Raw genomic sequence first — 23,088 nt, forward strand, 5'->3', positions numbered from 1 at the left:
TCACGCAGGGATGAGTGACTTTTCAGTGGCCGACGGTGAGGGGCATGCTAATCCGGTCTCTCGTGGCGCGCCCCCTCCCTCGATCCCTCTCCGCCCGCGAACTTGTCGCCGTCGCGCCGCTCGCCGCGACGCTGCTCTTCGCGCCGCCGGCCCTCGCGGAAGACGCGCCCGTTCAAGGAGCTAGCGCGCCCGCCTCGCCGGCGGGCGAGGGGCCCACGCTGCGCGGGTCGGCGCCGATCGTCGCGCCACCCGCGAAGGCCGAAGCCCCCGCGAAGCCGACCGCGGCCGTGGCGGGCGGCGACGCGAAGACCTCGTACGGCGCCCCCGCGCCCGCGCCTTCGTCGACCCACGAGGGTCGCTTCGAGTTCGGCTCGTACGGGCGCGTGTGGGCCGCGAGCGATCTGCGCGGGCGCATGGGCCGCGGGTCGAACGTCGTCGCGTTCGGTCCGCGCCTCGTCGACGAGGGCAACTACGCCGAGCTCGAGCTCCGGCGCGAAGACAAGTGGAGCGACAAGGTCCGCGGCCGCGTGGTCTCCACGCTCGCGCTGTTCCCCCCGTTCTTTCACTTCTCGGGCAACCCCGCGAACTCCATCGGAGTGCGCAACCTCTACGCGCAGGGCACCTACGACAAGGTCACGATGTGGGCGGGCTCGCGGATGTACCGCGGCGACGACATCTATCTGCTCAACTGGTGGCCCCTCGACAACCAGAACACCGTGGGCGGCGGCGCGTTCGGCTCGTTCGACTCGAAGATGGGCACGACGTTCCTCGCCGCCCACCTCGGACAGCAGCGCCTGGACAACCCGTACCAGGCGCAGCAAATCCCGGTGGTCGCGCCCTACGGCTTCGGCACGGTGAACATCACGCGGCTCGACCGCCCGCGCACCGTCGCCACGCTGAAGCTCACGCAGTTTCTCCGCAACGGCCCGGAGGCGCACTTCTTCGACGACGACAAGGCGGGCTTCAAGGTCTCGTTCTACGGCGAGGGCCACCAAATCGCCTCCGGCGTGCTCCAGGACCCGCTCACCAAGAAAGACCGCGATCTCCCGTCGGACGGCGGCTTCCTCGTGGGCAGTCAGCTCACGTACTACACGGGCCAGCGCGACACGCACGCGCACCTCTTTTTGCGGCACGCGCGCGGCATCGCGGCGTACGACCCGCTCGAGGCCCCCACCACCTTCGCGCTCGACCGAAGCACGCAGGGCGCGAGCGACACGCGCATCGCCCTCTCCGGCAACGTGGAGAGCGGCGCCTTCGCGCTCGCCTGGGGCGCCTACGTGCGCTTCTTCCGCGACGCCTCTACCGAGCCCACGACCACGCAGAAGTACGACGAGGGCGCCGTCGTCGCGCGCCCCTCGGTGTTCCTCGGCGAGCACTTCGGGCTGTCGGTGGAGGGCAGCTATCAGCAGCGGCGACTCCAGATCGTGAGGCCCGGCGAGGACGCGCCCCTCACCGCCGGCGTCGCCCGCTTCGGCGTGATGCCCTATTTCTCCCCCTCGGGGCGCGGCACGTTCAAGCGCCCTCAGATTCGTCTGCTCTATTCCGTGACCGCGCGCGACGCCGGGGCGAGGGCGCTCTACGCCACCGAGGACGTCGTCGGCCAGCGCAGCACAGACCACTTCCTCGGGCTCGGCGCCGAGTGGTGGTTCAACTCGAGCTCGTACCCATGAGCGCCGCGCTCCGCACACTCTGCCCGCGCCGGCCGCTCCGCTCACTCCGGTCTACGCGCCCACGCCTCCGTGACTCCGCACTGCCCCCGGGACCGAGATGAAGAAAGCCACATCGCTCCTCGCCCTCGCCGTCGTCGCCTGCGCGTTCACGAACCAAGCCGCCTGCGTGGCTATCCCCGAGGAGGGCAAGCCGCCCGTCTTGGGCACGCGCGTGCAGGACTGGCGCGACGAGGTCATCTACCAGGTGCTCGTCGACCGCTTCGCCGACGGCAGCGTGAACAACAACTTCCAGGTGCGCCCCGGCGCGCTCGCGCGCTACCAGGGCGGCGACTGGCAGGGGATGATCGAGCACCTCGACTACATCGAGAAGCTTGGCGTCACCACCTTGTGGATCTCGCCGGTCGTGAAGAACGTCGAGACCGACGCCGACGTGGACGGCTACCACGGCTATTGGGCGCAAGACCTCACGCAGACGAACCCGCACTTTGGCGACATCGCCGATCTGCGCGCGCTCGTGGCCGAGGCCCACAAGCGCAAGCTCAAGGTGGTGCTCGACATCGTCACCAACCACATGGGGCAGGCGTTCTATTACGACATGAACCTGAACGGGAACCCCGACATCTACATCGGGGGCACCGGCAGCACCTCGCCCGTCACCCGCATCTCCGAGTTCGACCCGGACTGGGACCCGCGCGGTGTGCAGGCGTTCACGTCGCTGGGCAACGCCGGGCGCGCGCCCATCATCTTCATCCAAGATCCGAACATCAACCGCGTGCCGCCGGCGCCGGGCGTGCTCGGGCGCCTCGAGGGGTATCACGGGTTCGGTCGAATTCTGAACTACGACGACGACGCGCAGCGCCTCCTCGGCGACTTCCCCGGCGGCCTGAAGGACGTGAACACCGAGAACCCCGAGGTGCGTAAGACGATGATCGACGTCTACGCCAAGTGGGTCGAGGAGACCGACCTCGACGGCTTCCGCATCGACACCGTGAAGCACGTCGAATACGAGTTCTGGGAGACCTTCGCGCCCGAGGTGCGGAAGCGCCTCGCCGCCAAAGGGAAGCAGAAGTTTCTCATGTTCGGCGAGGCGTTCGACGGCAACGACAAGCTCCTCGGGAGCTACACGCTGCCGAAGCGCCTCGACAGCGTGTTCTACTTCTCGCAGCACTTCCAGGTGTTCCGCGACGTGTTCCAATACGCGAACAGCCCCGAGCAGAAGGGCACGAAGCAGATCGCCGATCTGTGGGGCGAGCGGAGCAAGAACTACGGCGCCGAGCCCCAAGAGGGTGGAATTGGCATTCCGCCCACCAAGGCGCTGGTCAACTTTCTTGACAACCACGACGTCGCGCGGTTCCTCTTCTACGCGCGCGGACAAGACGCGGAGAAGAAGGCCTCGATGCGCAACGCGCTCACCCTGCTCATGACCGAAGATGGCATTCCGTGCTTGTACTACGGCACGGAGCAGGACTTCGCGGGCGGCAACGATCCGGCGAACCGCGAGGTGCTCTGGGACACGAAGTTCGCCACCTCGGGCGACACGTTCCTCCACTTTTCGAAGCTCGCGCGGCTCCGCAGGAGCTACGCGGCGCTCCGTCGCGGCGACCTCGCCGTGGTCTACTCGACCCCCCACACGGGCGACGAGGCCGACGCGGGCGTCTTCGCCTTCGAGCGCACCGGCGGCGACGCAGGCAACGCCTACGCGCTCGTGGTGCTGAACACGAATGGCAAGAAGGCGAGCACGACCGAAGACGCGGGCAAGGGCATGAAGACGACCCTCGCGCCGGGCATCACGCTCGTCGACGTGCTCGATCCGGAGCAGCCGCGGTTCACCGTGGAGGGCGACGGCTCGGTCAAGGTGAGCGTGCCGGCGCAGCGGGGTCGAGTCCTGGTGCCCGAGACCCAGGTGGTTCGGTAGGCTGCTAGCGCGGCGATCCGCGGGAGCGGCGCGCGCGAGCCAACCTCACGAGCCACGCGCGATGTCCCCGCTCCGACGCCGTCTGCACGCCGTAGCCGCGCTCCTCGCGGAGAGCCGCGATCTGCTCGAGGCGCGGGGGCGGGACGTCGCGCCGCCGTCGATCGAGGGACGCGGCTGGACCGGGTTCCTCGAGGGGCTCGACGACGTGGAGCTCGACGCGCTCGAGATCGGCGGCAGCGCTGCGCGCTGGCCAGAGCGCACGCCCCCGTCGCTCGTGGCGCTCGCCGCGGCCGCGCGCGAGGTGGAGACGCTCGACGTGCTCGCATCGCCCGGCGCGCGCGTCGAAGCCGACAGCCCGCTTCGGCGCGGAGAGACCCCGAGGAAGCGCGCGCAGGTCGACGCGTTCGTGCGCGCGGTCGCCCCGCTCGTCGAGGCCCGCGCGCGCGGTGGAGCTGGCGACGTCGTGGACGTGGGCGCGGGCCACGGGCACCTCACGCGGGCCCTGTCGGAGCGCCTCGGCGTCCCCGTGCTCGGGCTCGAGCGCGACGCCGCCCGCGTCGCGCGGGCCCGGGCGTTGCCGTCGCTCTCCGCTCCATCGTCGTTCGCGTCATTCGCGCTGAGCGACGTCGTGCGGGACGGCCTCCCGATCGGGAGAGGCGCGCTCGCGCTCGGGCTGCACGCGTGCGGCGAGCTTGGAGATCTCGTGGTCGAGGTGGCCGCGGCGCGCGGCGCCTCGGTCGCGCTCGTAGGCTGCTGCCTGCAGAAGCGGCGCGCGTCGACCAGGCGCACGCTCGAGGGCGCGCCCGACCTGCCTAGCTGCCCGAGCCCGCCGAGCCTGCCGAGCCTGCCGAGCGCCGTGCGCGAGCTGCCGAAGGGGCTGCTCGGCCTCAGCAACCTCAGCGCGCGCGATCAGGGCGTCGAGGCCACGCGGGAAGAGAACCTCGCGGGGCGGCGCAGGCGGCTCGAGCTCGGGTGGCTGCTCGAGCAACGTGGTTGCCCCGCAGGCGAGGAGCTCTTGGGGCTGAACCGTCGCGCGGCGCGCGGCGACCTCGCGACCCTCACGGGGAGGGCGTTCGCGGCGCGGGGGCTCCCTCCCGCCACCCGCGCCGAGCTCGACGCGGCCGAGGCCTTCGGCGCGGCGCGCCACGCGAGGATGCGACGCTGGGCGCTGCCGCGCGCGCTGCTGGCTCGACCGCTGGAGGTGTTCGTCGCGCTCGACCGCGCCTGCCATCTGGAGCGGCACGGCCACACCGTGACGGTCGGGACGCTCTTTCACGCCGACGTGAGCGCGCGCAACGTCATGGTGCTCGCGCAGGCGTGAGGGCTCGCGCCGCGGTCGCGAGGCACCTGCGCAAGCTCGTGCTTTTTCGAACAATTTCAACAAACTAGAGCCGCTCTCGCCTGAGCAAGAACAGGAACGCCGGCCCGCCCAACAGCGCCGTGACCGCGCCCACGGGCGGCACGGTGCCGAGGCCGCGGAAGGCGAGGCGGCTCGCGAGATCGCAGACCACGAGGAGGGCGGCGCCCGCGAAGAACGAGGCAGGCACCAGGGTGCGCGCGTCGGGCCCGAGGACGCGGCGGAGCGCGTGCGGCACCACGAGGCCCACGAAGCCGATGAGCCCCGTGACGCTCACCACCGCACCGACCACGAGCGACGACGCGAGGAGCGTGCGCCGGCTGAGGGCCGTCACGTCGACCCCGAGGCTCTCGGCGGTCTCGTCGCCCAGCGCGAGCAGGTTGAGGCGCGGCGCGTCGCGCAGGATGGCCCCCGCGCCGAGCAGCGTGTAGAGCCACACGAACGCGAGCGCGCCGGGGCGAGGCGCGTCGAGGAAGCCCACGAGCCAGTAGAGCAGCGCCTGCGCCTGCTGCGCCGAGACGAGGCTCTTGAGGAAGGTGATGAGCGCCGACGCGAAGGCGTTCACGACGACGCCCACGAGCAAGAGGGAGGCGGCGCCGCCTCGGCCCGAGCCACTTCGCGCGCCGCCCCGCGCGACGCCGTGCACGAGCGCCATCGCGGCGAGGCCACCGACCAGCGCGAAGAGCGGGAGCACCGACGCGCCGAGCGCCGTGGCGGCCGTGATTCCGAGCACGATCGCCAGCGTGGCGCCGAGCGCGGCCCCCCCGGAGACGCCGAGCACGTAGGGCTCGGCGAGGGGGTTTCGGAGCGCGGCCTGCAGCGCCACGCCCACCACCGAGAGGCCCGCGCCCGCGGCAGCGCCGAGCAGCACCCGCGGCAGGCGGAGGGCCACGGCGGCGCGGTCGAAGCTGTCGGGATCGGTCGCGGCCTTCACGAGGGAGACAGGCTCGGACCCGAACGCCACGCCGAGCCCCACGGCCACGAGGCACGCGCCGGCGCACACGAGCACGGCCCGCGCGGGGCGGCCCCTCCCCGGCGTCACGTCACGCCCGCCCTCACGTCGCGGCTTCGGTGGCGCGCTCACTGGAGCGCTCACTGGCGCGCTCGGTGTTGCGCTCGTACAGGAGCCGGAGCCCCACCAGCGTGAGCTCGTCGTCGACCTCCTCGATGCGGGACGACAGCGGGCCGATGACGCGCGCGAGGCCGCCGGTCGCCAGGGTGCGGCAGGGGTAGCCGAGCTCCTCGACGAGCCGGGCCACGAGGCCATCGACGAGGCCAACGTAGCCGAACACGATGCCCGACTGCATCGAGTGCACGGTGTTGCGGCCGACCACTCTGGGCGGCTTGGCGATCTCGACGCGAGGGAGCTTCGCCGCCCGGGCGAAGAGGGCGTCGGCGCTGATGTGGATGCCTGGCGCGATGACGCCGCCAAGGTACTCGCCCTTCGGCGAGATGCAGTCGAACGTGGTGGCGGTGCCGAAATCGACCACGATACACGCGCCCTTGATGCGCTCGAACGCCGCGACAGCGTTCACGATTCTGTCGGCGCCGACCTCCCTCGGGTTCTCGTAGAGGATGGGCATGCCCGAGCGCAGCTTGGGACCGACGACCAGCGCCTCCAGCCCGAAGGCGCGCTGCACGAGCGCCACCATGGGCTCGGTGAGCGGCGGCACGACGCTGGCGACGATGGCGCCCGTGACCAGCCCCGAGTCGACGCCCGCGAGGTCGAGGAGCTGCCGCAGCACGACCGCGTACTCGTCGGACGTCCGGCCGCGGCTGCTCTCGACCCGGAACTGGTGGGTGAGGCGCTCGCCGTCGAAGAGCCCGTAGACGATGTTGGTGTTGCCGACGTCGATGGTGAGCAGCATGCGGTCCGCCCGTTATACGCGCTCGGTCCTCGGCGCGTCGAGGTTCGGCGAGCGACACCAGCCGACGACGAGCGGCGCTGTCGGTGCCGTGATTCAGAAGGCGCCGGTCCACGCGAGACCGGAGAACGCAGGTCCGAGCGCGGGCGAGACGCGCATCGCGGCCGCCTTCGGCTGCGCGGGCGAGTCGAGGAGCCACCAGACGAGACCGCCGACGAGCAGCGCGCCGCCGCCGGCGACGATCCCGAGCCCGATGTTTCGCTGGTTGACCGCGCTCACCGCCGCGTCGGTCGACGCCGCGCCGGTGGGGTCCTCGGGGGTCTTCGCGCAGGTGCCGCCGCGCTCGCTCGTCGCGGTGTCGGTGCGGCAGTTGTCGGGGAACGCGCCCGCACCCGCGAAGAAGACCCCGAGCCCGACGCCGGTGGCCACCACGCCCGCGCCGAGCACCAGGAACGGCCCGATCGAGCGGCCCGGCGGCGACGACGCGGACGGCGCCGCCAGGGCGGACGGCGAGACCTCCGGCGTAGGCTCCGCGCCGAGCGGGACACGCACGGTGATCGCGCGGGCCTTCTCCCCTTCCTTCACGAGCACGTGCTCTTCGTAGAGCTTCCCGTTCACCTCCGCGCGCACCACGTGCGACCCCGGATCGAGGGGAAACGAGCGCCCCGCGTCGTGGTCGGGCGGCGGGCGGCCGTCGACGAGGACGCGCGCGTCGAGCAGATCGCGCCCGCGCGCGTCTTGCACACCCACGCTGATCGTGGGCATGGCCCGCTCGACCTCGTCGAGCCAGCCGGTGCAGGCGTTCCGCACGATCGGAGGGCACACGGGGCGCGCGCAGGTGACGAACTGCACGCGCGCCTCGATGAGGCGACCGGCCACGCGCGCGCGCTGCCCGTCTTCGGAGGCCTGGAGGCACAGCTCCTTGTCGCCCGCCCTCGCGCGCCCAGCGTGAGTGAGCGAGGCGACGAGCGCAACGAGGACGAGCGAGGCGCTCACGCGGCGAGGCATGCGTCACGAAGCATGGCCTCGAAGGCCGGCGCACTGGAAGCGCTATCCGCGATCGATGCCACACGAAGATCGCAGAACCATGACATTGCAGGTTATTTTCGCACAACAGCCAGGCCCCTCTCGCGGGAGGCGGCGTCGCTGGGGTGCGCGGGTCTCCCAGCGTGGGCGAGCTCGAGGACCGTCGGCCAAGTTCGGCCGCGAGCCGAGGAGGCTCTACACGCAGCCGGGCTTGAAGTGCCGAATCCCCTCGGCGTCGGTGGTGTACGGCGGCGAGCAATCGAGCTTGGGTGGCGCCGCCGCGGGGGCGTGGTGGACCGGCTTCGCGACCGCGGGCGGCGCGGCCTTCGGGGCCGTGGCCACGCTGGGCGCAGGGAGCCCGGCGGACGCGGCGGACGAGGCCGACGCGAGCGGCGAGGCCGACGCGAGCGGCGCGGGCACGCCCGGGGGCGCGCCCGCTGGGGGAGGCGCGGTCGCGGCTCCCGCGCCCTTCTCGACGAGGGGCGCGGGGGTCCGGCCCTCCGTGGCGGCGGACCCGTGTGTGTGCACGCCGCGCCAGATGACGGCGAGCGCGACGAGAAAGAAGCCGACGCCCGCGCCGACCAGGGCGGCGAGCACCGGGTTGTCCCGCGTGATGGGCGCCGCGGGCGCGCTGCGTGTGACCACCGAGAGGCTCGAGGGGTGCGCGCGGAGATCGCTTCCGGTGGTGGGGACCCCCGAGAACAGACCGCTCGACGCGGGCGGCGGGGGCGCCGACGCCGACACGCTCATCGGGGAGACGCCGGAAGAGGGGGCGCGCTCCAGGGCCTCCACCGCTTGGGCGCGACGCGCCAGTGCGTCGTGCGCGAGCAGCTCGACCCACTGGGCGACCTCCGCCGAGTGGGCGGGAGGCACGGCCTGCTCCAGCGCGATGGCCATCTCGCGCGCGGTGGCGTGGCGCTGCCCGGGCACCGGCGCGAGGGCTCGCGCGACGAGCTGCTCGAGCTCGCCGAGGTTCGCGTGGGCGTCGTCGGGCCGGAGTTGGAGCCCGCTCTGCTGGAGCACGGCGAAGGGCGAAGCGATCTCGCCGCGGAGCACCTTCACCACGATGATGCCCTCGTTGTCGCCGTGGAAGAGGCGCTCGCCCGTGATGAGCTCCCACAGCACCACACCTACCGCGTAGATGTCGGCGGCGCGCGTGACCGGCTCACCGCGGAGCTGCTCGGGCGGCATGTAGCCGAGCTTGCCTTTGAGCTGCCCCTCGCGCGTGAACTGGGCCCGGCCCGCGGCCTTGGCCACGCCGAAGTCGAGCAGCTTCGCGACACCGTCGGTGCCGACGAGCACGTTCTGCGGCGACACGTCCCGGTGCACGATGTTGAGCGGCGCGCCGCGCTCGTCGCGCGCCTCGTGCGCCGCGTGGAGGCCGTGGAGGATGCCCACCAGGATCGACGACACGACCCGCAGCGGAAGGCGCGCGTGGCGCTCGCTGATGGCCCGCGCGAGCCGCCAGAGCGACTCGCCCGGCGCGTACTCCATGACGAGGAACACCTCCTCGCCCTCGGTCACGACGTCGAGCGTGGGGATGACGTTCGCGTGGCGAATGCGCGCCGCGAGCCTCGCTTCGTCGAGGAACATCGCCACGAACTCGGGGTCCTTCGCGTACTGCGCGTGCAGCCGCTTGATGGCTACGGTGCGCGAGAACCCCACGTCCCCGAGGAGCCGCCCGAGGTGCACGGTGGCCATGCCGCCGGACGCCAGCGGGGCGTGCATCGCGTAGCGCCCGACGGTGCGGGCGTCCTCGGAGCCTGGGGCCACTCATGGACCATAGCCGATCGGCGGTCGACGCGCGTCATCGCGGAGGCGAAAGGATCGAGGGCGGCCCCAATCCTCTCGCGTCAGGTCCGGCCGGCGGCGTCGTGCCTGCTCCAGAAGTGCTACGCGACTCCTGCGGAGCGGGCACGCCCACCCCACTGGCTCGCTCCGGGGCTGCTTCAGTCGGGCAAGGACGCCTGCTGCTGCGCGAGCATCTGCTTGATGGCCTGCGCGCGCTCGATCGCGAACTGCTTCACCTCGCGGTTGGGCGACGTGGCGAGCTTGTTCAGCAGCTGGGTGACCTTGCCGAGATCCTTCTGCTGGAAGAGGGCCTCGAAGTAGTTGTGCGCGAGGCGCACGTCTTGAACCATGGAGGCCTCGTGCGGCTGGAGCAGCTTGACCACCTCGTCGAGCTTGTTCGCCTGGCCGTAGAGGGCCGAGAGGCAGAGCAGCGCGATGGGGTCCTGCGGTGCGCGCGCGACGCCCTTCTTGGCGTAGCCGATGGCCTTGTCGCGCGTGGCGTCTTCGCCCGCGTAGAAGCCCTGGAGCGCCACGTACGGCGCGGCGGACTTTGCGTTGACGGGGGTGCCGGCGAGCTCCTCGACCGCGGCGAGCGCCTTGTCTTCGCTCTCGTTCTCGCGCACGCAGTTGAAGAGGTACGCCCAGGCGTCGACCGCCATGGGCTGGATCTGGATGGCGCGCTCGGCCGCCTCGCGCTCCGCGGCGGTGTCCTTCTTCGCCTTGAAGAGCTTCGCGAGGTGGAGCGACGGGTAGGGGTTGTCCTTCATGAGGTTCTGCGCGCCCTTCAGGGTGCGCTCGGCCTTGTCGAACTTCTCCTGCGCGAGCTGCGCGACGCCGAGGCCGAGCCAGTCGTCGCCGTTGTCCATGCTCTTCGCGACGATCTTCGCGAGCACGCCCTCGGCCTTCGCGTGGAAGGCGTATTTCATGAGCTCTTGCGCGTAGATACGACCGCGCATGAGGTCCTCGGCGTCCTCGGTCCAGTGCTTCTCGAGGCCGGCGAGGAGGTCGTCGCGGCCGATGGCGATGGGGCGGCCCTGCTCGTCTTGGACCTGCACCGCGGGGCCGTTGAAGCCGAGGAGCTTCCACACCTCGTCCATCGTGATGGCGACCGGGCCGTCGACGATCTTCTTCTCGACCGGCTGGCCGTTCGGGGCGAGCGGGATGAGCACGAGGGCGTTCGAGGGGACGCCGTTCGGGAACGCGGAGATGGGGGCGAGGATGGCGGCTCCGCCGGTGAGGGTGAGGGAGCCTTCGGGGGTCTGTTGCGTCATGGGGCGTCGGACGCTAGCGCGACATGCGGGTCACGGGAAGAACCTCCGAGGCCCGGCGCGCGAGGAGCCGGGCGGGCGGGACCGGGACTACTGCGCACGCGAATAGCCCTCTCGCGACCGGCCCCCGCGGTGAAGCGGGCGGAGAGCAAGAACGCGCGGCCCGGCAGCGGGTACTCGTAGAGATCGCCGATGGGCTCCTCCACCGGGCCGAGCACGCCGGCGTAGGACGCGGTGCGGAGATCGGCGAGGTTCGAGACGTCGAGCGCGAGGGTGAGCCCATCGAGGCCAGGGCGCCCCGTGGCGTCGCCCACGAGCAGCCGCGCGCCGACGCTCTGCAGCGCGCGCGGCGGCACGCGCACCGCGCCGGTGAGATCGGCGGCGAGGTCGGCCACCACGTCGAGCCCGTACCGCAGCCTCACAGCGCCCACGCGGAGGCCGACGTCGAGCACGAGATCGTGCCCGGGTCGCCCGGGCAGCGGCGGCGCGGCGCACCCCATCGCCGTGGAGGGCGCGGTGACGTCGCAGGCCGAGTCGTTCGCGGTGCGCAACCATGTGTAGGATGCACGCAAAAGGAGGCGGTCGTACTCGAGTCGCGCGTCGACCTCCCCGCCGAGCACCCGCGCCCGGCCGATGTTGGTGGCCTTGGCCCGCCCGTAGAAGCCTTGCGGCACGAACACGATGAGATCGGTCGCCCAGGTGGAGAACCCCACGACCTCGAGGCTTGTGGTGAGGTCCCGGAAGCGGCCCCCGAGCGACGCGCCAAGATCGAGTGTGGTGGCGGCCTCGGGGCGCAGCCCAGGCGAGCCCAAGAACGCGCCCCGGTTGCCGTAGCGCTCGACGAAGCCCGGGGCCCGCGCGAGGTGACCTCCGTGCGCCGCGAGGGTGAGCGCCCCGAGCTCGGCCTGCGCGCCGAGGTGGCCCGTGCCTCGCGCCGCGTCCTCGCCCGCGCCCTCGGCCGCCGCGTCGTGCCACAGATCCGCGCGGCCGCTCGCGGTGAGCGTGAGGCGCTCGGCGGGGCGCCCCTCGACGTCGGCCCCGAGGCCGGCGCTCGCCCGCGTCGCGCCGCCTGGCGCGAGCGCGCCCACCCAGGTGCCAGGGGAGAAGCGCTCGCCGGCGCCGTCGAGGCGCGCCTCCGCCGACACGCCGCGTGTGGGCCTGCCACGGAGGCCGGCCGAGCCGCCGAGGGCGACGATCGTGTCGGAGGTGGAGAGCGGGGTGCCGCTGAGCTGCGCCTCGTCGGGGCGGCTCCGGAGGGCGAGGTGGTTGTGGCGACCCCACCCGCGCGCGAACAGCGTGGAGCCCGCGGACGCGGGCGCCGCCAGCTCGACCGAGGCGAGCGCGCGGGTCGAGGTGAGCGCCTCGGTGGTGGTGGGCGCCTTGATGGTGCCTGCGAGGCCTTGGCGACGCGCCTGGAGCAGCGTGAGGACCGTGAGGCGCGCGGTCCTCGCCGCGGTGGGCGAGAGGCGAAAGGGCAGAGACCACTGCACGAGCCCGTTCGCGGCGGCCACGCCGGCGTTGGTGCGCGTGCGCTCCGCCCGCGTGGAGCTCGCGAGCGAGAGCGCGTCGACGTAGGTGAAGTCGCCGTCCGTGCGGTTCGCGGAGAGCGCGGCGGTCACGCGCGGGGCGTCGGGCCCGTCGCCGAGCGTGCGTGAGTCGCCCACGCGCAGGCGGAGCGCCCCGAACGAGCCCACCGCCGACCACACCTCGGTGCGCGGTGGGCCGCTGACGGGCGGCGCGCGCAGCTCGAGGGTCCCGCCCAGCGAGCCAGGCCCGAGCGCGGCGGGCGCAAAGCTGCGGTATACACGCATTTGGACGCCGGGCCAGAGCGGCAGGGACCCGAGATCGAGGGTGGGGTCGGAGCCGCCGCTGAGCGGCACGCCGCCGAGCACGATCGCCACCTGAGACGAGCTCGAGCCCCGAACGGACAGGGTCGCGAGCGAGTCGTCGCCGCCGAAGCGCCGGACGTGCACGCCGGGCAGCGGAGCGAGCAGGCTCGCGACGTCGGTGACTTCGCGGGGCGTGTCGCCCTCGGTCGCGCGGGACTCGAAGCCCCCAGGGCGCGCGCCGCGGACGCGCACCGACGCGGGCTCGGACGTCGCGTCGGCCGCGGGCTCGAGGGGCTCCGCGGCCACGGCGAGCCGCGCGGTCAGCGCGAGCGCCAACGCGGGCGCGACACGCGGGGCGCCGCCGAGGTGGCCACGGGCAGGCGCATGGACACGTCCGGGCGGCACCTTTCGCGCTTCGAGCGCCGATTGGGTAGACTGGCACCCATGAGGATCGGCTCGTACATCTTGACGATACTCGGGCTCGCCCTCCTGATGGTCGTGCACGAGGCCGGACATTACTTCGTCGCGCGGTACTTCGGCATGCGGGTCGAGAAGTTCTCGATCGGGTTCGGGCCCACGTTGTGGAAGCACAAGCCGAAGGGCAGCCCCACCACCTTTCAGATCGGCCTCATCCCATTCCTCGCCTACGTGAAGATCGCGGGCATGAACCCGTACGAGGAGATCGATCCCGACGACGCCACGAGCTACGCGAACGCGAAGCTCCGCGCCCGCTTCGCGACCATTTCCGCGGGCTCGATCGCCAACTACCTGTTCGCCTCGGTGTTTCTCTTTTGTGGGTACATGCTCGGAGGCCAGCGCGTGATCGACGAGTCGAGCATGCGCGTCAGCGTCCACGAGGACGGCCCCGCGGCGAAGGTGGGCATCCGCAACGGCGACAAGATCATCGCCGTGAACGGCGAGCTCATCAAAGACTGGAAGGACCTCACCCGTCACATCGGCCCGCACCCCGGCGAGGAGATCGACGTCGAGATCGAGCGCGCGGGCGCCCGCCTCCACATGCGCCCGACGCCCAACAAGGACGGCGAGAACCCGGGGAAGATCATGGTTGGCCCGGAGACACGCGTCGTGCCGGTCTCGGTCGGTGAGGCCGCGGTCCTCAGCGTGAAGGGCCCGCCGAAGGTGGTGGTCGGCTTCGTCCAGGGGATGGCGCGCATGCTCACCTTCAAGGAGAAGCCGCAGGTGAGCAGCGTGGTGGGCATCGTGAAGGACATGAGCGCCACGGTGCGCGAGAGCATCGACGAGGGCCTGCGGCAGTTCGGCGCGCTCTCCGCCTACATCGGCGCGTTCAACCTGCTGCCCTTCCCCGCGCTCGACGGGGGCCGGATGATCTTCCTCGCCTACGAGGGCATCTCGCGCCGCAAGGCCGACGCGAAGATGGAGGCCAAGGTCCACGTCGTGGGCCTCGTCATGTTCTTCATGCTGTTCTTGTTCGCGACCTACAGCGACATCTTCGTGAAGAAGTAGGCGGCGCTGGCCCTAGCTTGCTCCGCGCGCCCTACTCGCGGGGCGGCACGCCCATCTTGCGCGACATCTGCTCACCGAGCTGGGCGGCCCGCGCCGTGGCGGTCTCGACCGCGTCGATGAGGGTCTTGCGGAGGGCGCCGGACTCGAGCGTGTGGAGCCCGGCGATCGCCGTGCCGCCCGGGCTCGTGACCATGTCCTTCAGGCGGCCCGGGTGCTCGCCGGTCTCGAGCAGCAGCTTGGCCGAGCCGTACACGGTCTGCGCGGCGAGGAGCAGCGCGGTGTCGCGGTGGAGCCCCACCTTCACGCCGCCGTCGGCGAGGGCCTCGATGATGAGCATCACGTAGGCCGGGCCGCTGCCCGAGAGCCCCGTCACCGCGTCGAGCTGGGCCTCGTCGAGCACCACCACCCGGCCGACCGCCTCGAACAGCGCGCGGGCGGTGGCCACGTCGTCGTCCGTGGAGAGCGTGCCCGCGGCGACCGCGGTGGCGCCCGCGAGCGCCGTGGCGGGAGTGTTCGGCATGGTGCGCACGACGCGCGCGCCGGGGAGACGCGCCTCGATCGCGGCGATCGGCACGCCGGCCGCGACGGAGACGATGAGGGTCTCGGGCCCGACGTCGGGCGCGATCGCGGCGAGCACCTTGTCGACGACCTGAGGCTTCACGGACACCACGACGACGCCGCAGGCGCGCACGAGGGCGTGGTTGTCGACGGTGGTGTGCACCCCGTGATCGGCCTCGAGGTGCGCGAGCCGCTCGGGCTTCACGTCGCTCACCCAGATGTCGTCAGGCACCTTTACTTTCGAATGCAACAGCCCTCGCACGAGCGCCTCGGCCATGTTGCCGCCGCCGATGAAACCCACCTTATTTTCACGCATGCCTGGCTCCAGTCGCGCGGGGTTCGCGCTGAGTTCGCGCGCCGTCGCGCGGGGTCGCGCCGTCGCGCGGATCTTGCTGTGGCGTGGCGCGGGGCGGCGCGGGGGCTCGCGGCCCGCTCACCCCATCGGGAAGGCCGCGGGGGCCAGCGTGTCGGCGAGCCACGACTCGATGGCGCTCCGGGCGCGCGCGCCGTCGTCGCCGAGATCGTTCGCGATCTTGTCGTGGCGCGCGCGGAGGAGCGCCCGCCGCGACTGGCTCGGATCCTCCCACATGGCGGCCGCCCACAGCACGCCGAGCGCGGTCTGCTTCTCGTCGGACGAGAGGGCGGTGTAGCGGCGCCCCAGGGTGGCGGCCACCTTGTGGTGAACGGGCCCCGTGGCTTCGTCGCGGAAGCGGCGCGGGAGGAGCAGCTCGGCGGTGCGAAGGATGAGCTCCTTCCCGTGCGTCGCCACGCGATCGGAGAGCAGGTAGCGGAGGCCGTCGGTGGTCGCGAGGCCGAGCAGCCGGCGCGCGTCGATCTGCGCGATCGCTCGGTTTCGCAGCTCCTCCACGATCTCCACGCGGAGGGAGAGCTTCCCCGCCAGGGTGCGGACCACGGTCTCCTCGCGGGGGTCGAGCTCGTCCCACGCGGCGGCGAGCCACGCGCCGAGCACGAGCGACTCGCCAAAGTCTTTCTCGAGCTCGCCGTAGAGATCCAGCTGCGCGATGGGGATGGGGGCCTCGGTGTAGAGCGGGTTGGTCTCGCCCTCGGGGAGGCCGAGCGACCCGAGGAACGCGGCGACCGTGCGGACCTCCTCGGGGTCGAGCGGACCGTCGGCGACGAGCACTGCGCGGAGGGCGCGGACCGCGAGGGTGCCCAGGCGCTTCACGCGCTGCACGTCCTTGTCGCTCGGCTTCGACGAGAAGAGCGAGCGGAGCCCCCGAGCCCCGGACTCGAGGGTAAGCCCGTCACGCACGAGCGCCGCCATGGGCAGGTTGGCTGGCGGCGCGACCGGCGCCATCGCCCGCGTGAGGGTGAGGAGCCACACGTCGAACGAGTTGGTCATGGCGTGGATCGGGTGCCCCGCGAGCACGGTGGCGTACGCCTCGCCGCGGCGCTTGGCGAGCGCCTCGAGCGACGCCACACCGCCGCCGCCGGCGAGAGCGAAGAGCCCGTCCTCCGCGACCACGCTCACGAGCCGCGAGAGCGCGGCGGTCTTTTCGTCAAGCACCGGGGCGTAGGCGTCCGTCGTCATGACTGGCAGGCTAGCCGTGAAGGTCGGCGCGTGGAAGTTGGCCTTTTCACGGATCCTTCCGCTAGGGTTGGCGCATGCTCGCGCGCGCGCCTCGACCGCACACCTTCGCCTCGGCTGCGCCGTATTTTTTCATACTTTCAAGATGTTGCAGGCTCGCCGCGCTCGCCGCGCTCGCCGCGTGTCGGGAACACCTCTGTCGGCACGGGCAGCGGGTCGGGTGCGGCCGGCGACGGCGGCAGCGGCGCGGCGAGCGCCAGCGTCAAGGGGCTTGGGTGCGGCGTCGAGCGCGAGACCGGCGCCCTGTTGTGCGCGGGCGTCAGCGTGTGCCCGGGGCTGCTCGTGGATCAGGCCATTTACCCAGGCTGCGGCTTCCGCGCGAACGGCTCCACGTTCGACCTTCAGTGCGCCTGCCAGGACGTGCTGTGCCCCATCGGCACACCCAACACGTGCACCCAGGCGAAGGCGCTGCTCGAGAACCAGAACCGCATCATCGTGTGCGGGCAGGTGAACGAGGGACGGTGCATCTCGGGCACGAAGGCGCCGAAGCCGAGCGCTTCGTCGGGCACGAACACGCGCGGCTGCGACGCGCAGTGCATGGCCGACTGCGCCCGGGCGGGCGTGGGGAGCTGCGAGCTGCTCTGCGGTTGCTGAGCGACTCGGCGACGGGCCCCGGAGCCCGCGCGCGGCGCTGCGGCGGGTGGAGGGCGAGCTGTCAGGCCTGCTCGCGTAGCCCGCGCTCGAACGCGTCGAGGCCGCGGTTCGCCTGAGCCCGGACCTTGTTCGAGAGGATCGGCGTCCAACCCAAGAGGAGCCCCGCCGGGCCGAGCGCCATGCGTGACCACCGCCAGAAGTCGAAGACGTCGGCGTGGCGCGCGACGAGCCCGCCCTCGAAGGCGAAGGTCGCGTCGATCACGTTGTGGACCTTCCGGCCCGTCGCGGAGAACGTGTAGGTCGCCTCCCAGTGGGCGCGGCCCGCGCGCTCGTCGGCCTCGACGTCCCGGAACGTGACGACGAGATCGGCGGCGCGGCCCGTGAGCATCCGCCACATGTTCCCCGCACGCGCCCCACGCAGCTCGCCAAACGCGGGGTCGGTGAAGACCACCTCGGGGGCGTAGCACGCGGCCATCGCCTCGGCGTCGCGACGCTGGAAACCCTCGTAGAAGCGGTGGAGCAGCGCGGCGTTGGGGTGCATCGTCGCGACAGCTGACCCGCGTTCGAGGCGCGTGGCAAGACCCGAGTCGCGCGCGGGAGCGCCCGCGCTCCGCGACCGGCACCACCCGGTCAGGTGGTCAGGGTCAGAAGCGCCCCCCGAAGCTGAAGCCAGCCTCCCTGCCCACGGCGAGCGCGCCGGCCCCCTGCGGCGTCGTGAGTGAGGGGCTCTCCTTCCGCGCGATCGCGGCCGCGTCGATCACCATCGCGGCGAGCACCCCCACGCCGAACCCCACGAGCCCGCCGATGAGGGGGGTCCCCCAATTTCGTCTGTCGCCGAACCCCGCGCCCGCGGCGATCCCGAGGAGACCGAGCGAGACGGGCGCGAACACGCGGAGGCCCAGCGCGCCGACCGCCGGTCCCCCGCGCCCGTTCGCTGCGTGGATGACCGGGGAGGCGAGGACGTACGTGGCCGCCGAGGCGACGAAGAGCGGCTTCGAGACACCTGCGCTGTCCCCAAGGGCGGCCCCCACGAGGAGGGACGTCGCGACCCCGTCCGCGGCCATGGTCTGGTACCCGTACCACTCGTCGGCCCGCGCAGGCCGTGACGCAAGGAGCACGACCCCGAGCGAGACCGCCGACACACGCCGTGCGAGGTTCGAGCACATCCGCGGAGCCTACCGCGGCGGCGGCGTGCACACGAGAGCGCCGCGCGCCGCGGCGTGGGCTACTTCTTTTGTGTGGGCAGCGGGGCGGGCTGCGCCGGGAAGTTCAACGGCATTCCAGGGCTCCCGGGGATGGGCATGTCCTCGAGGCCCGTGAGCCCGGGCGGCAAGAGCCCCGGCATCGCCGCCGGGCCCCCGGGGGCGCCGACCTTGAGCATCTGCTGGACGTCGATCGAGGTGAACCCCGCGGGCACTTGGAAATCGGTGTCGGGGACCGCGCGCTGCAGGAGCTTAGTGACCTCGATGCGGCTCGCCTCTCGCGTGCCCTCGTAGGCAATCACGCGCAGCGGGAAGTGCTTGCCGTCGAGCAGCTCGGACGCGAACGCGATGTCGTCAGGGAGGGCCTTCGAGGGCAGCTTGAGCCACGACGCGCTCTCGTCGGCCACGCACACGAGCGCGCGCTCACCGTCGTGGTGCAGCTCCCAGTCCTCGCAGGGCACGCCCGCGACGGTGCTCTTCTGGCCCGTGCGCTTCACGTTCGACGCTCCCCGCGGGGTGCGGGGCAGCCCGGGGAGCCCCCCGCGGGCGGCCGGGACCGCCTTCTTGAGGTCGTCGCCCGCCGCCTCGAGGTCGAGCACGTACGCCTGCTTCGTCGCCGCGATCGCGACGAACCCTCTCTTCTCGCCCGCGCGGAACACCCCCCACGCCTTGCCGCCGCCGAGCGCGCCCGCGGTGAGCGAGCTCGGCAGCTCGACGCGCACGTTGTCCCTCTTCAGCGTGATGTCGAGGTCGAGCGGCGGCTCTCCGGACTTGGAGTCGAAGCGCACGCTGAGCGTCCCTTCGAACACCCCGCTGAGGGGAGACGGAGTATCGGTCTTCTTCTTGCACCCCGCCGCCTGCACGACGAGCGCGAGGCCGAGCAGCGCGGCGAAGCGCGCGAGGCGCGCGGCCCTCATTGGCCACCGCCCTTCGCGCCGGGCGCGGGACCGGCGACCTTCGCCCACGAGTCCTTCAGCCCAATCGTGCGATTGTACACGGGCGCTCCTGCTTTGGAGTCTGGGTCTTTGCAGAAATACCCGACGCGCTCGAACTGCACACGATCGCCGGCGTCCCGCTCGGCGAGCGAGGGCTCGAGCTTGGCATCGGCGACCACCTCGAGCGACGCTGGGTTCACGTGGTCGAGGAACGACTTGTCCTTGTCGCCGAGCGGGTTTTCCACCGAAAACAATCGATCGTAGAGGCGCACCTCGGCCGTGAGCGCGTGCGCGGCGCTCACCCAGTGGAGCGTGCTCTTCACCTTTCGGCCGTCGGCCGGAGTGCCGCCCTTCGACTCCGGATCCCACTCGCAGAGCACCTCGACGACCTCGCCGTTCGCGTCCTTCTTCACGCCTACACACTTGATGATGCACGCGTAGCGGAGGCGCACCTCGGTGCCGGGGGAGAGGCGAAAGAACTTCTTCGGCGGGGTCTCCATGAAGTCGTCGCGCTCGATGAAGAGCTCGCGCGTGAGCGGCAGCGGGCGGCGGGGGCCGTCGGGATCGTCCGGGTTGAACGGCGCGTCGAACGTGAGGGTCTCCCCTTCGGGGAAGTTCACGAGCGTGATCTTGAGCGGCCGCAGCACGGCCATCACCCTACGCGAGCGCGCGTTCAGGTCCTCGCGGAGCGCGTGCTCGAAGAGCGCCACGTCGACGAGCGAGTCGCTCTTGGCCACCCCCACGCGATCGCAGAGCGCGCGGAGCGCCTCGGGCGTGACCCCACGGCGGCGCATCCCCGCGAGCGTTGGCATGCGCGGATCGTCCCACCCCCTCACGACGTTCTTCGCGACGAGCTCCTGGAGCTTGCGCTTCGACAGCACCGTGTAAGTGAGGTTCAGGCGAGCGAACTCGAGCTGCTGCGGACGCTCGTCGCCGGCGCCCACTTGGTCGAGGAACCAGTGGTAGAGCGGCCGGTGGTTGATGAACTCGAGCGTGCACACCGAGTGCGTGATGCCCTCGAGGTAGTCCGACTGCCCGTGCGCCCAGTCGTACATGGGATAGATGCACCATACATCTTTCGTGCGGTGATGGTGAGCGCGGCGAATGCGGTACATCACCGGATCGCGCATCTTCACGTCGGGGGAGGCCATGTCGCCCTTGGCGCGCAGCACGTGGGCGCCGTCGGCGAACTCGCCCGCGCGCATGCGCGCGAAGAGGTCCTTGTTCTCGGCGACCGAGCGCGCCCGAAAGGGGCTATCGACGCCCACCTTGTGGAAGTCGCCCCGGGTCTCTCGGATCTCCTCGAGGGAGCGGCTGTCGACGTACGCCGTCCCGGCCTCGATCATCTTCACGGCGAAGCCGTAGAGCTGTTCGAAGTAGTCGGAGGCGTACTTGGGCTCGCCTTCCCACGAGAAGCCGAGCCACTTCACGTCGGCGAGGATCGACTCGACGTACTCCACGTCCTCGGCCTCGGGGTTCGTGTCGTCGAAGCGCATGTTGCACGTGCCGCGGAACGACTCCGCGAGCCCGAAGTTCAGGCAGATCGACTTCGCGTGGCCGACGTGGAGATAACCGTTCGGCTCGGGGGGGAAGCGCGTGAGGACGCGGCCCTGGTGCTTGCCCGCGGCGACGTCGGCCTGGACGAGCTCGTGGATGAAGTTTCCAGGGTTGTCGCTCGGGCGGTCAGCCTGCGCGCTCGCCGCGCTGGGCGGGCTGGGCAGGCTGGGCAGGCTGGGCAGGCTCGGCGTGGCCTCGGGGGGAAGGGGCTCGGACATGGCGCGGGAACATAGCGCGAAAGTGTGGGCACCGCCGCTCCGCACCGACCGTCGCCGTCGCCCTCGTGGCGGTTGCCCACCTCGCGGGCCGACGCTATGCCGATGCGATGCTCGCCCCCTCCGACGACCTCGTCGCCCTCCTCGTCCCGCGGGTGGCCACCCCGCGCCTGCTGCTACGAGGCTTTCGGAAAGGCGACCTCGACGTGCTCGCCGCGAGCTTCGGCGATCCCGAGTCGGCGCAGTTCGTCGGCGGCGTGGTCGATCGGCGCGGCGCGTGGCGCCTACTCGCGATCGGCGTGGGGCTCTGGACCCTGACGGGCACCGGCTGGTGGGCGGTCGAGGAGGTCGCGACGGGCGAGCTCGTGGGCACCGTCGGCGCGTTCGTCCGTGAGACGCCCTCCGAGTGGATAGAGCTCGGCTGGACGGTCGTGCGGAGCCGCTGGGGCCAAGGCATCGCCAGCGAGGCGGCGCGGGCCGCCGCTTCGTTCGCGTTCGAGCGGCACGCGATACCCCGGGTGGTTGCCCACATCGACGCACGCAACACCGCGTCGGTGCGGGTGAGCGAGCACCTCGGAATGCAATACGAGGGCGAGGTCGACCTCTACGACCAGCCGACGGGCCGGTACTCGCTCGCGCGCAGCGCGCACGGCGCCTGAGCCGACGGCCCGACGTTGCGGGCCGGCGCGGCGCTACACGAGCTGGTTTCGCGCCGAGCGGTTCGGGTCGTTGAGGGCCTCGAGGATGATGACCGCGGTCTCTTCGATGGCGCGCCCCGTGACGTCGACGACCGGCCACGAGGGGTGCTTCGCGAACACCTTCTGGGCGTACTCGAGCTCTTCTTTGACCTGCTCTTTCAGGCCATAGCTCGCGTCGACGCTCATCCCGAGCTGCCGCAGGCGGGCCTTGCGGATCTCGACGAGCGGCTCGAGCCCGATCGTGAGGCCGACGATGCGGTCCTGCTTGCTCTCGTCGAGCTCGGGCGGGGGTTCGACGCCGAGGACCAGCGGGAGGTTCGCGACCTTGAGGCCCTTCTGCGCCAGCAGCGTGGAGAGCGGCGTCTTCGAGGTGCGGCTCACGCCGACGAGCACGAGATCGGCCTTCTTGAAGTTGCGGGGCTCCTTGCCGTCGTCGCTCTTCACGGTGAACTCGACCGCCTCGATGCGGCGGAAGTACTCGTCGGAGAGCGGGAGCATTCCGCGCGGCGTGTTGATCGGCTGACGATCGAGGTAAACTTGGAGCTTGCCGATGAGCGAGCCGATGAGGTCGAGCGCCTCGACGCGCAGCTCGTAGCTCGCCGCGTGGATGAACTCGCGGAGCTCAGGGCTCACGACCGTGAAGACCACGAGCGCGCCCTCTTGGGCGGCCCGCTCCAGGATGGGTCGGGCCGCGTCGGGGGTGCGGATTCGCGTGTGGATGCGGATCTGCGCTCCGGAGTGGGGAAACTGGAGCATCGCGGCCCGGACGACCTTTTCGGCCGTCTCGCCCGTCGAGTCCGAGAGCACGTCGATGCGCTTCGCGTCCAAGATAGAACCTCGCGTTGCAGGGTACCGAGTCTTGCCCGTTACAGGAAGCCCGGGGTTGCTCGGAGCGGCAACGCGACGTGGGCGACCTCCGTCGGCGTGAATGACGCGGCGAGACGGCGCTTTTTACTTGAATGTGGACCGAGGGGCTCGAATGCTTGAAGCCGGCGCGACTCGCGCAGTCGCAGCTCCGCTCCTCCCCTTCCTCCGCTCGTGCCCGCGTCCTTTCTTCGACTTCCTTCAGCTGGCTCTACGGCGACGCGGCCTCACGCCGCCCGCCGCTCTCGGGGTGCCCGATCTGAACGGAGAACTCATGGACAAGAAGCCGCCCTCCTCCCGACGAAACCGCGCGCGCAACGCGGCGCTGTGGCCGAGCACGCTGACCGCGTCGTGCCCCTTCTGCGGCGAGACCACCGAGGTGTCGGTGGACGTCTCGGGGGGACAGCGACAGAGCTACGTGGAGGACTGCATCGTGTGCTGCCGGCCCTCGGTGGTGCACCTCGACACGAACGAGCGGGGCGACCCGTCCCTATGGCTCGAGCGAGCCGACGGGTGAGCCCCCGCCGCGCGCGGCGGTCGTTCTCCCTGCTCGGCGCCACCAGGCCGCGGGCGGGACGCGACGCGCGCGCCAGTCGCTCGCGTCGCTGCGCGCGCACATGGACCCCCTTGCGCCCACCCCATGGATCTCC

At 71.7% G+C, this 23,088-nt stretch carries 20 protein-coding genes; 7 read left to right on the forward strand and 13 right to left on the reverse strand.

Translation table 11 applies throughout. The features are described 5' to 3' along the window. The first annotated feature begins 44 nt into the window (after positions 1–44). The 3 genes from IPQ09_17055 to IPQ09_17065 all read left to right on the forward strand — a co-directional run bounded on the left by IPQ09_17055 (position 45) and on the right by IPQ09_17065 (position 4,906). Complete coding sequence (locus IPQ09_17055; protein MBL0195895.1) at positions 45–1,670, forward strand: carbohydrate porin; 1,626 nt, start codon at positions 45–47, stop codon at positions 1,668–1,670. Between the two features lie 97 nt (positions 1,671–1,767). Continuing rightward, positions 1,768–3,585: an alpha-amylase gene (locus IPQ09_17060; GenBank protein MBL0195896.1), complete on the forward strand. Its 1,818-nt coding sequence runs from the start codon at positions 1,768–1,770 to the stop codon at positions 3,583–3,585. Positions 3,586–3,646: 61 nt separating this feature from the next. Further along, complete coding sequence (locus tag IPQ09_17065; protein ID MBL0195897.1) at positions 3,647–4,906, forward strand: methyltransferase; 1,260 nt, start codon at positions 3,647–3,649, stop codon at positions 4,904–4,906. Between the two features lie 64 nt (positions 4,907–4,970). Here IPQ09_17065 and IPQ09_17070 read toward each other — a convergent pair whose 3' ends face one another. From IPQ09_17070 to IPQ09_17095, 6 genes are all read right to left on the reverse strand, one after another. Further along, positions 4,971–5,984 carry an iron ABC transporter permease gene (locus tag IPQ09_17070; protein ID MBL0195898.1) on the reverse strand — a complete coding sequence of 338 codons (1,014 nt, stop codon included), beginning with the start codon at positions 5,982–5,984 and terminating at the stop codon, positions 4,971–4,973. Positions 5,985–5,997: 13 nt separating this feature from the next. Beyond that, a complete protein-coding gene (locus tag IPQ09_17075; GenBank protein ID MBL0195899.1) occupies positions 5,998–6,810 on the reverse strand; it encodes a type III pantothenate kinase in 813 nt (270 codons plus the stop codon). 93 nt (positions 6,811–6,903) lie between these two features. Then, complete coding sequence (locus IPQ09_17080) at positions 6,904–7,815, reverse strand: hypothetical protein (protein MBL0195900.1); 912 nt, start codon at positions 7,813–7,815, stop codon at positions 6,904–6,906. A gap of 213 nt (positions 7,816–8,028) precedes the next feature. After that, entirely contained in the window at positions 8,029–9,606 is a 1,578-nt protein-coding gene (locus IPQ09_17085; GenBank protein ID MBL0195901.1) for a serine/threonine protein kinase, read from the reverse strand. Positions 9,607–9,782: 176 nt separating this feature from the next. After that, positions 9,783–10,895, reverse strand: coding sequence for a hypothetical protein (locus tag IPQ09_17090; GenBank protein MBL0195902.1), 1,113 nt, complete (start codon positions 10,893–10,895; stop codon positions 9,783–9,785). Next, positions 10,892–13,126, reverse strand: a complete 2,235-nt coding sequence (locus IPQ09_17095) for a TonB-dependent receptor (protein MBL0195903.1) — start codon at positions 13,124–13,126, stop codon at positions 10,892–10,894. Before IPQ09_17095 ends, IPQ09_17090 begins: the two co-directional genes overlap by 4 nt. A 39-nt stretch (positions 13,127–13,165) precedes the next feature. On the opposite strand from IPQ09_17095, the gene IPQ09_17100 reads away from it, so the two are divergent. Further along, complete coding sequence (locus IPQ09_17100) at positions 13,166–14,206, forward strand: site-2 protease family protein (protein MBL0195904.1); 1,041 nt, start codon at positions 13,166–13,168, stop codon at positions 14,204–14,206. Between the two features lie 31 nt (positions 14,207–14,237). On the opposite strand, the gene proC is transcribed toward IPQ09_17100, so the two are convergent. Continuing rightward, positions 14,238–15,080 carry a pyrroline-5-carboxylate reductase gene (gene proC / locus IPQ09_17105; protein ID MBL0195905.1) on the reverse strand — a complete coding sequence of 281 codons (843 nt, stop codon included), beginning with the start codon at positions 15,078–15,080 and terminating at the stop codon, positions 14,238–14,240. 117 nt (positions 15,081–15,197) lie between these two features. Then, positions 15,198–16,316, reverse strand: coding sequence for a hypothetical protein (locus IPQ09_17110; GenBank protein ID MBL0195906.1), 1,119 nt, complete (start codon positions 16,314–16,316; stop codon positions 15,198–15,200). A gap of 30 nt (positions 16,317–16,346) precedes the next feature. Here IPQ09_17110 and IPQ09_17115 point away from each other — a divergent pair, with 30 nt between their 5' ends. Further along, the gene (locus tag IPQ09_17115; GenBank protein ID MBL0195907.1) at positions 16,347–16,967 is read left to right on the forward strand and encodes a hypothetical protein; all 621 of its coding nucleotides are present in this window, start codon (positions 16,347–16,349) and stop codon (positions 16,965–16,967) included. A gap of 61 nt (positions 16,968–17,028) precedes the next feature. Here IPQ09_17115 and IPQ09_17120 read toward each other — a convergent pair whose 3' ends face one another. The 4 genes from IPQ09_17120 to IPQ09_17135 form a co-directional block, all read right to left on the reverse strand. Continuing rightward, positions 17,029–17,508 carry a nuclear transport factor 2 family protein gene (locus IPQ09_17120; protein ID MBL0195908.1) on the reverse strand — a complete coding sequence of 160 codons (480 nt, stop codon included), beginning with the start codon at positions 17,506–17,508 and terminating at the stop codon, positions 17,029–17,031. 103 nt (positions 17,509–17,611) lie between these two features. Continuing rightward, positions 17,612–18,133 (reverse strand): hypothetical protein, encoded by a 522-nt coding sequence (locus tag IPQ09_17125; GenBank protein ID MBL0195909.1) that lies wholly within the window; start codon positions 18,131–18,133, stop codon positions 17,612–17,614. Positions 18,134–18,192: 59 nt separating this feature from the next. Continuing rightward, the gene (locus tag IPQ09_17130) at positions 18,193–19,086 is read right to left on the reverse strand and encodes a DUF4412 domain-containing protein (GenBank protein MBL0195910.1); all 894 of its coding nucleotides are present in this window, start codon (positions 19,084–19,086) and stop codon (positions 18,193–18,195) included. Further along, entirely contained in the window at positions 19,083–20,879 is a 1,797-nt protein-coding gene (locus IPQ09_17135) for a glutamine--tRNA ligase/YqeY domain fusion protein (GenBank protein MBL0195911.1), read from the reverse strand. Before IPQ09_17135 ends, IPQ09_17130 begins: the two co-directional genes overlap by 4 nt. Before the next feature lie 107 nt (positions 20,880–20,986). Between IPQ09_17135 and IPQ09_17140 the strand changes: the two genes are divergently transcribed. Further along, a complete protein-coding gene (locus IPQ09_17140) occupies positions 20,987–21,535 on the forward strand; it encodes a GNAT family N-acetyltransferase (GenBank protein MBL0195912.1) in 549 nt (182 codons plus the stop codon). Between the two features lie 33 nt (positions 21,536–21,568). On the opposite strand, the gene IPQ09_17145 is transcribed toward IPQ09_17140, so the two are convergent. Next, positions 21,569–22,402, reverse strand: a complete 834-nt coding sequence (locus IPQ09_17145) for a kinase/pyrophosphorylase (GenBank protein MBL0195913.1) — start codon at positions 22,400–22,402, stop codon at positions 21,569–21,571. Positions 22,403–22,712: 310 nt separating this feature from the next. Here IPQ09_17145 and IPQ09_17150 point away from each other — a divergent pair, with 310 nt between their 5' ends. Then, the gene (locus IPQ09_17150; GenBank protein ID MBL0195914.1) at positions 22,713–22,955 is read left to right on the forward strand and encodes a CPXCG motif-containing cysteine-rich protein; all 243 of its coding nucleotides are present in this window, start codon (positions 22,713–22,715) and stop codon (positions 22,953–22,955) included. Positions 22,956–23,088 lie beyond the last annotated feature (133 nt).

The sequence above is a fragment of the Myxococcales bacterium genome (assembly GCA_016720545.1).
GTDB lineage: Bacteria > Myxococcota_A > Polyangia > Polyangiales > Polyangiaceae > JAAFHV01.

What these genes read in the sequence shown, in the direction of transcription:
- IPQ09_17075 (MBL0195899.1), bottom strand. Translation starts at nt 6,810, where the DNA reads ATGCTGCTCACCATCGACGTCGGCAACACCAACATCGTCTACGGGCTC.
- IPQ09_17125 (MBL0195909.1), bottom strand. Translation starts at nt 18,133, where the DNA reads ATGTGCTCGAACCTCGCACGGCGTGTGTCGGCGGTCTCGCTCGGGGTC.
- IPQ09_17060 (MBL0195896.1), top strand. Translation starts at nt 1,768, where the DNA reads ATGAAGAAAGCCACATCGCTCCTCGCCCTCGCCGTCGTCGCCTGCGCG.
- IPQ09_17140 (MBL0195912.1), top strand. Translation starts at nt 20,987, where the DNA reads ATGCTCGCCCCCTCCGACGACCTCGTCGCCCTCCTCGTCCCGCGGGTG.
- IPQ09_17065 (MBL0195897.1), top strand. Translation starts at nt 3,647, where the DNA reads ATGTCCCCGCTCCGACGCCGTCTGCACGCCGTAGCCGCGCTCCTCGCG.
- IPQ09_17120 (MBL0195908.1), bottom strand. Translation starts at nt 17,508, where the DNA reads ATGCACCCCAACGCCGCGCTGCTCCACCGCTTCTACGAGGGTTTCCAG.
- IPQ09_17080 (MBL0195900.1), bottom strand. Translation starts at nt 7,815, where the DNA reads ATGCCTCGCCGCGTGAGCGCCTCGCTCGTCCTCGTTGCGCTCGTCGCC.
- IPQ09_17055 (MBL0195895.1), top strand. Translation starts at nt 45, where the DNA reads ATGCTAATCCGGTCTCTCGTGGCGCGCCCCCTCCCTCGATCCCTCTCC.
- IPQ09_17090 (MBL0195902.1), bottom strand. Translation starts at nt 10,895, where the DNA reads ATGACGCAACAGACCCCCGAAGGCTCCCTCACCCTCACCGGCGGAGCC.
- IPQ09_17100 (MBL0195904.1), top strand. Translation starts at nt 13,166, where the DNA reads ATGAGGATCGGCTCGTACATCTTGACGATACTCGGGCTCGCCCTCCTG.
- IPQ09_17150 (MBL0195914.1), top strand. Translation starts at nt 22,713, where the DNA reads ATGGACAAGAAGCCGCCCTCCTCCCGACGAAACCGCGCGCGCAACGCG.
- proC (MBL0195905.1), bottom strand. Translation starts at nt 15,080, where the DNA reads ATGCGTGAAAATAAGGTGGGTTTCATCGGCGGCGGCAACATGGCCGAG.
- IPQ09_17135 (MBL0195911.1), bottom strand. Translation starts at nt 20,879, where the DNA reads ATGTCCGAGCCCCTTCCCCCCGAGGCCACGCCGAGCCTGCCCAGCCTG.
- IPQ09_17110 (MBL0195906.1), bottom strand. Translation starts at nt 16,316, where the DNA reads ATGACGACGGACGCCTACGCCCCGGTGCTTGACGAAAAGACCGCCGCG.
- IPQ09_17130 (MBL0195910.1), bottom strand. Translation starts at nt 19,086, where the DNA reads ATGAGGGCCGCGCGCCTCGCGCGCTTCGCCGCGCTGCTCGGCCTCGCG.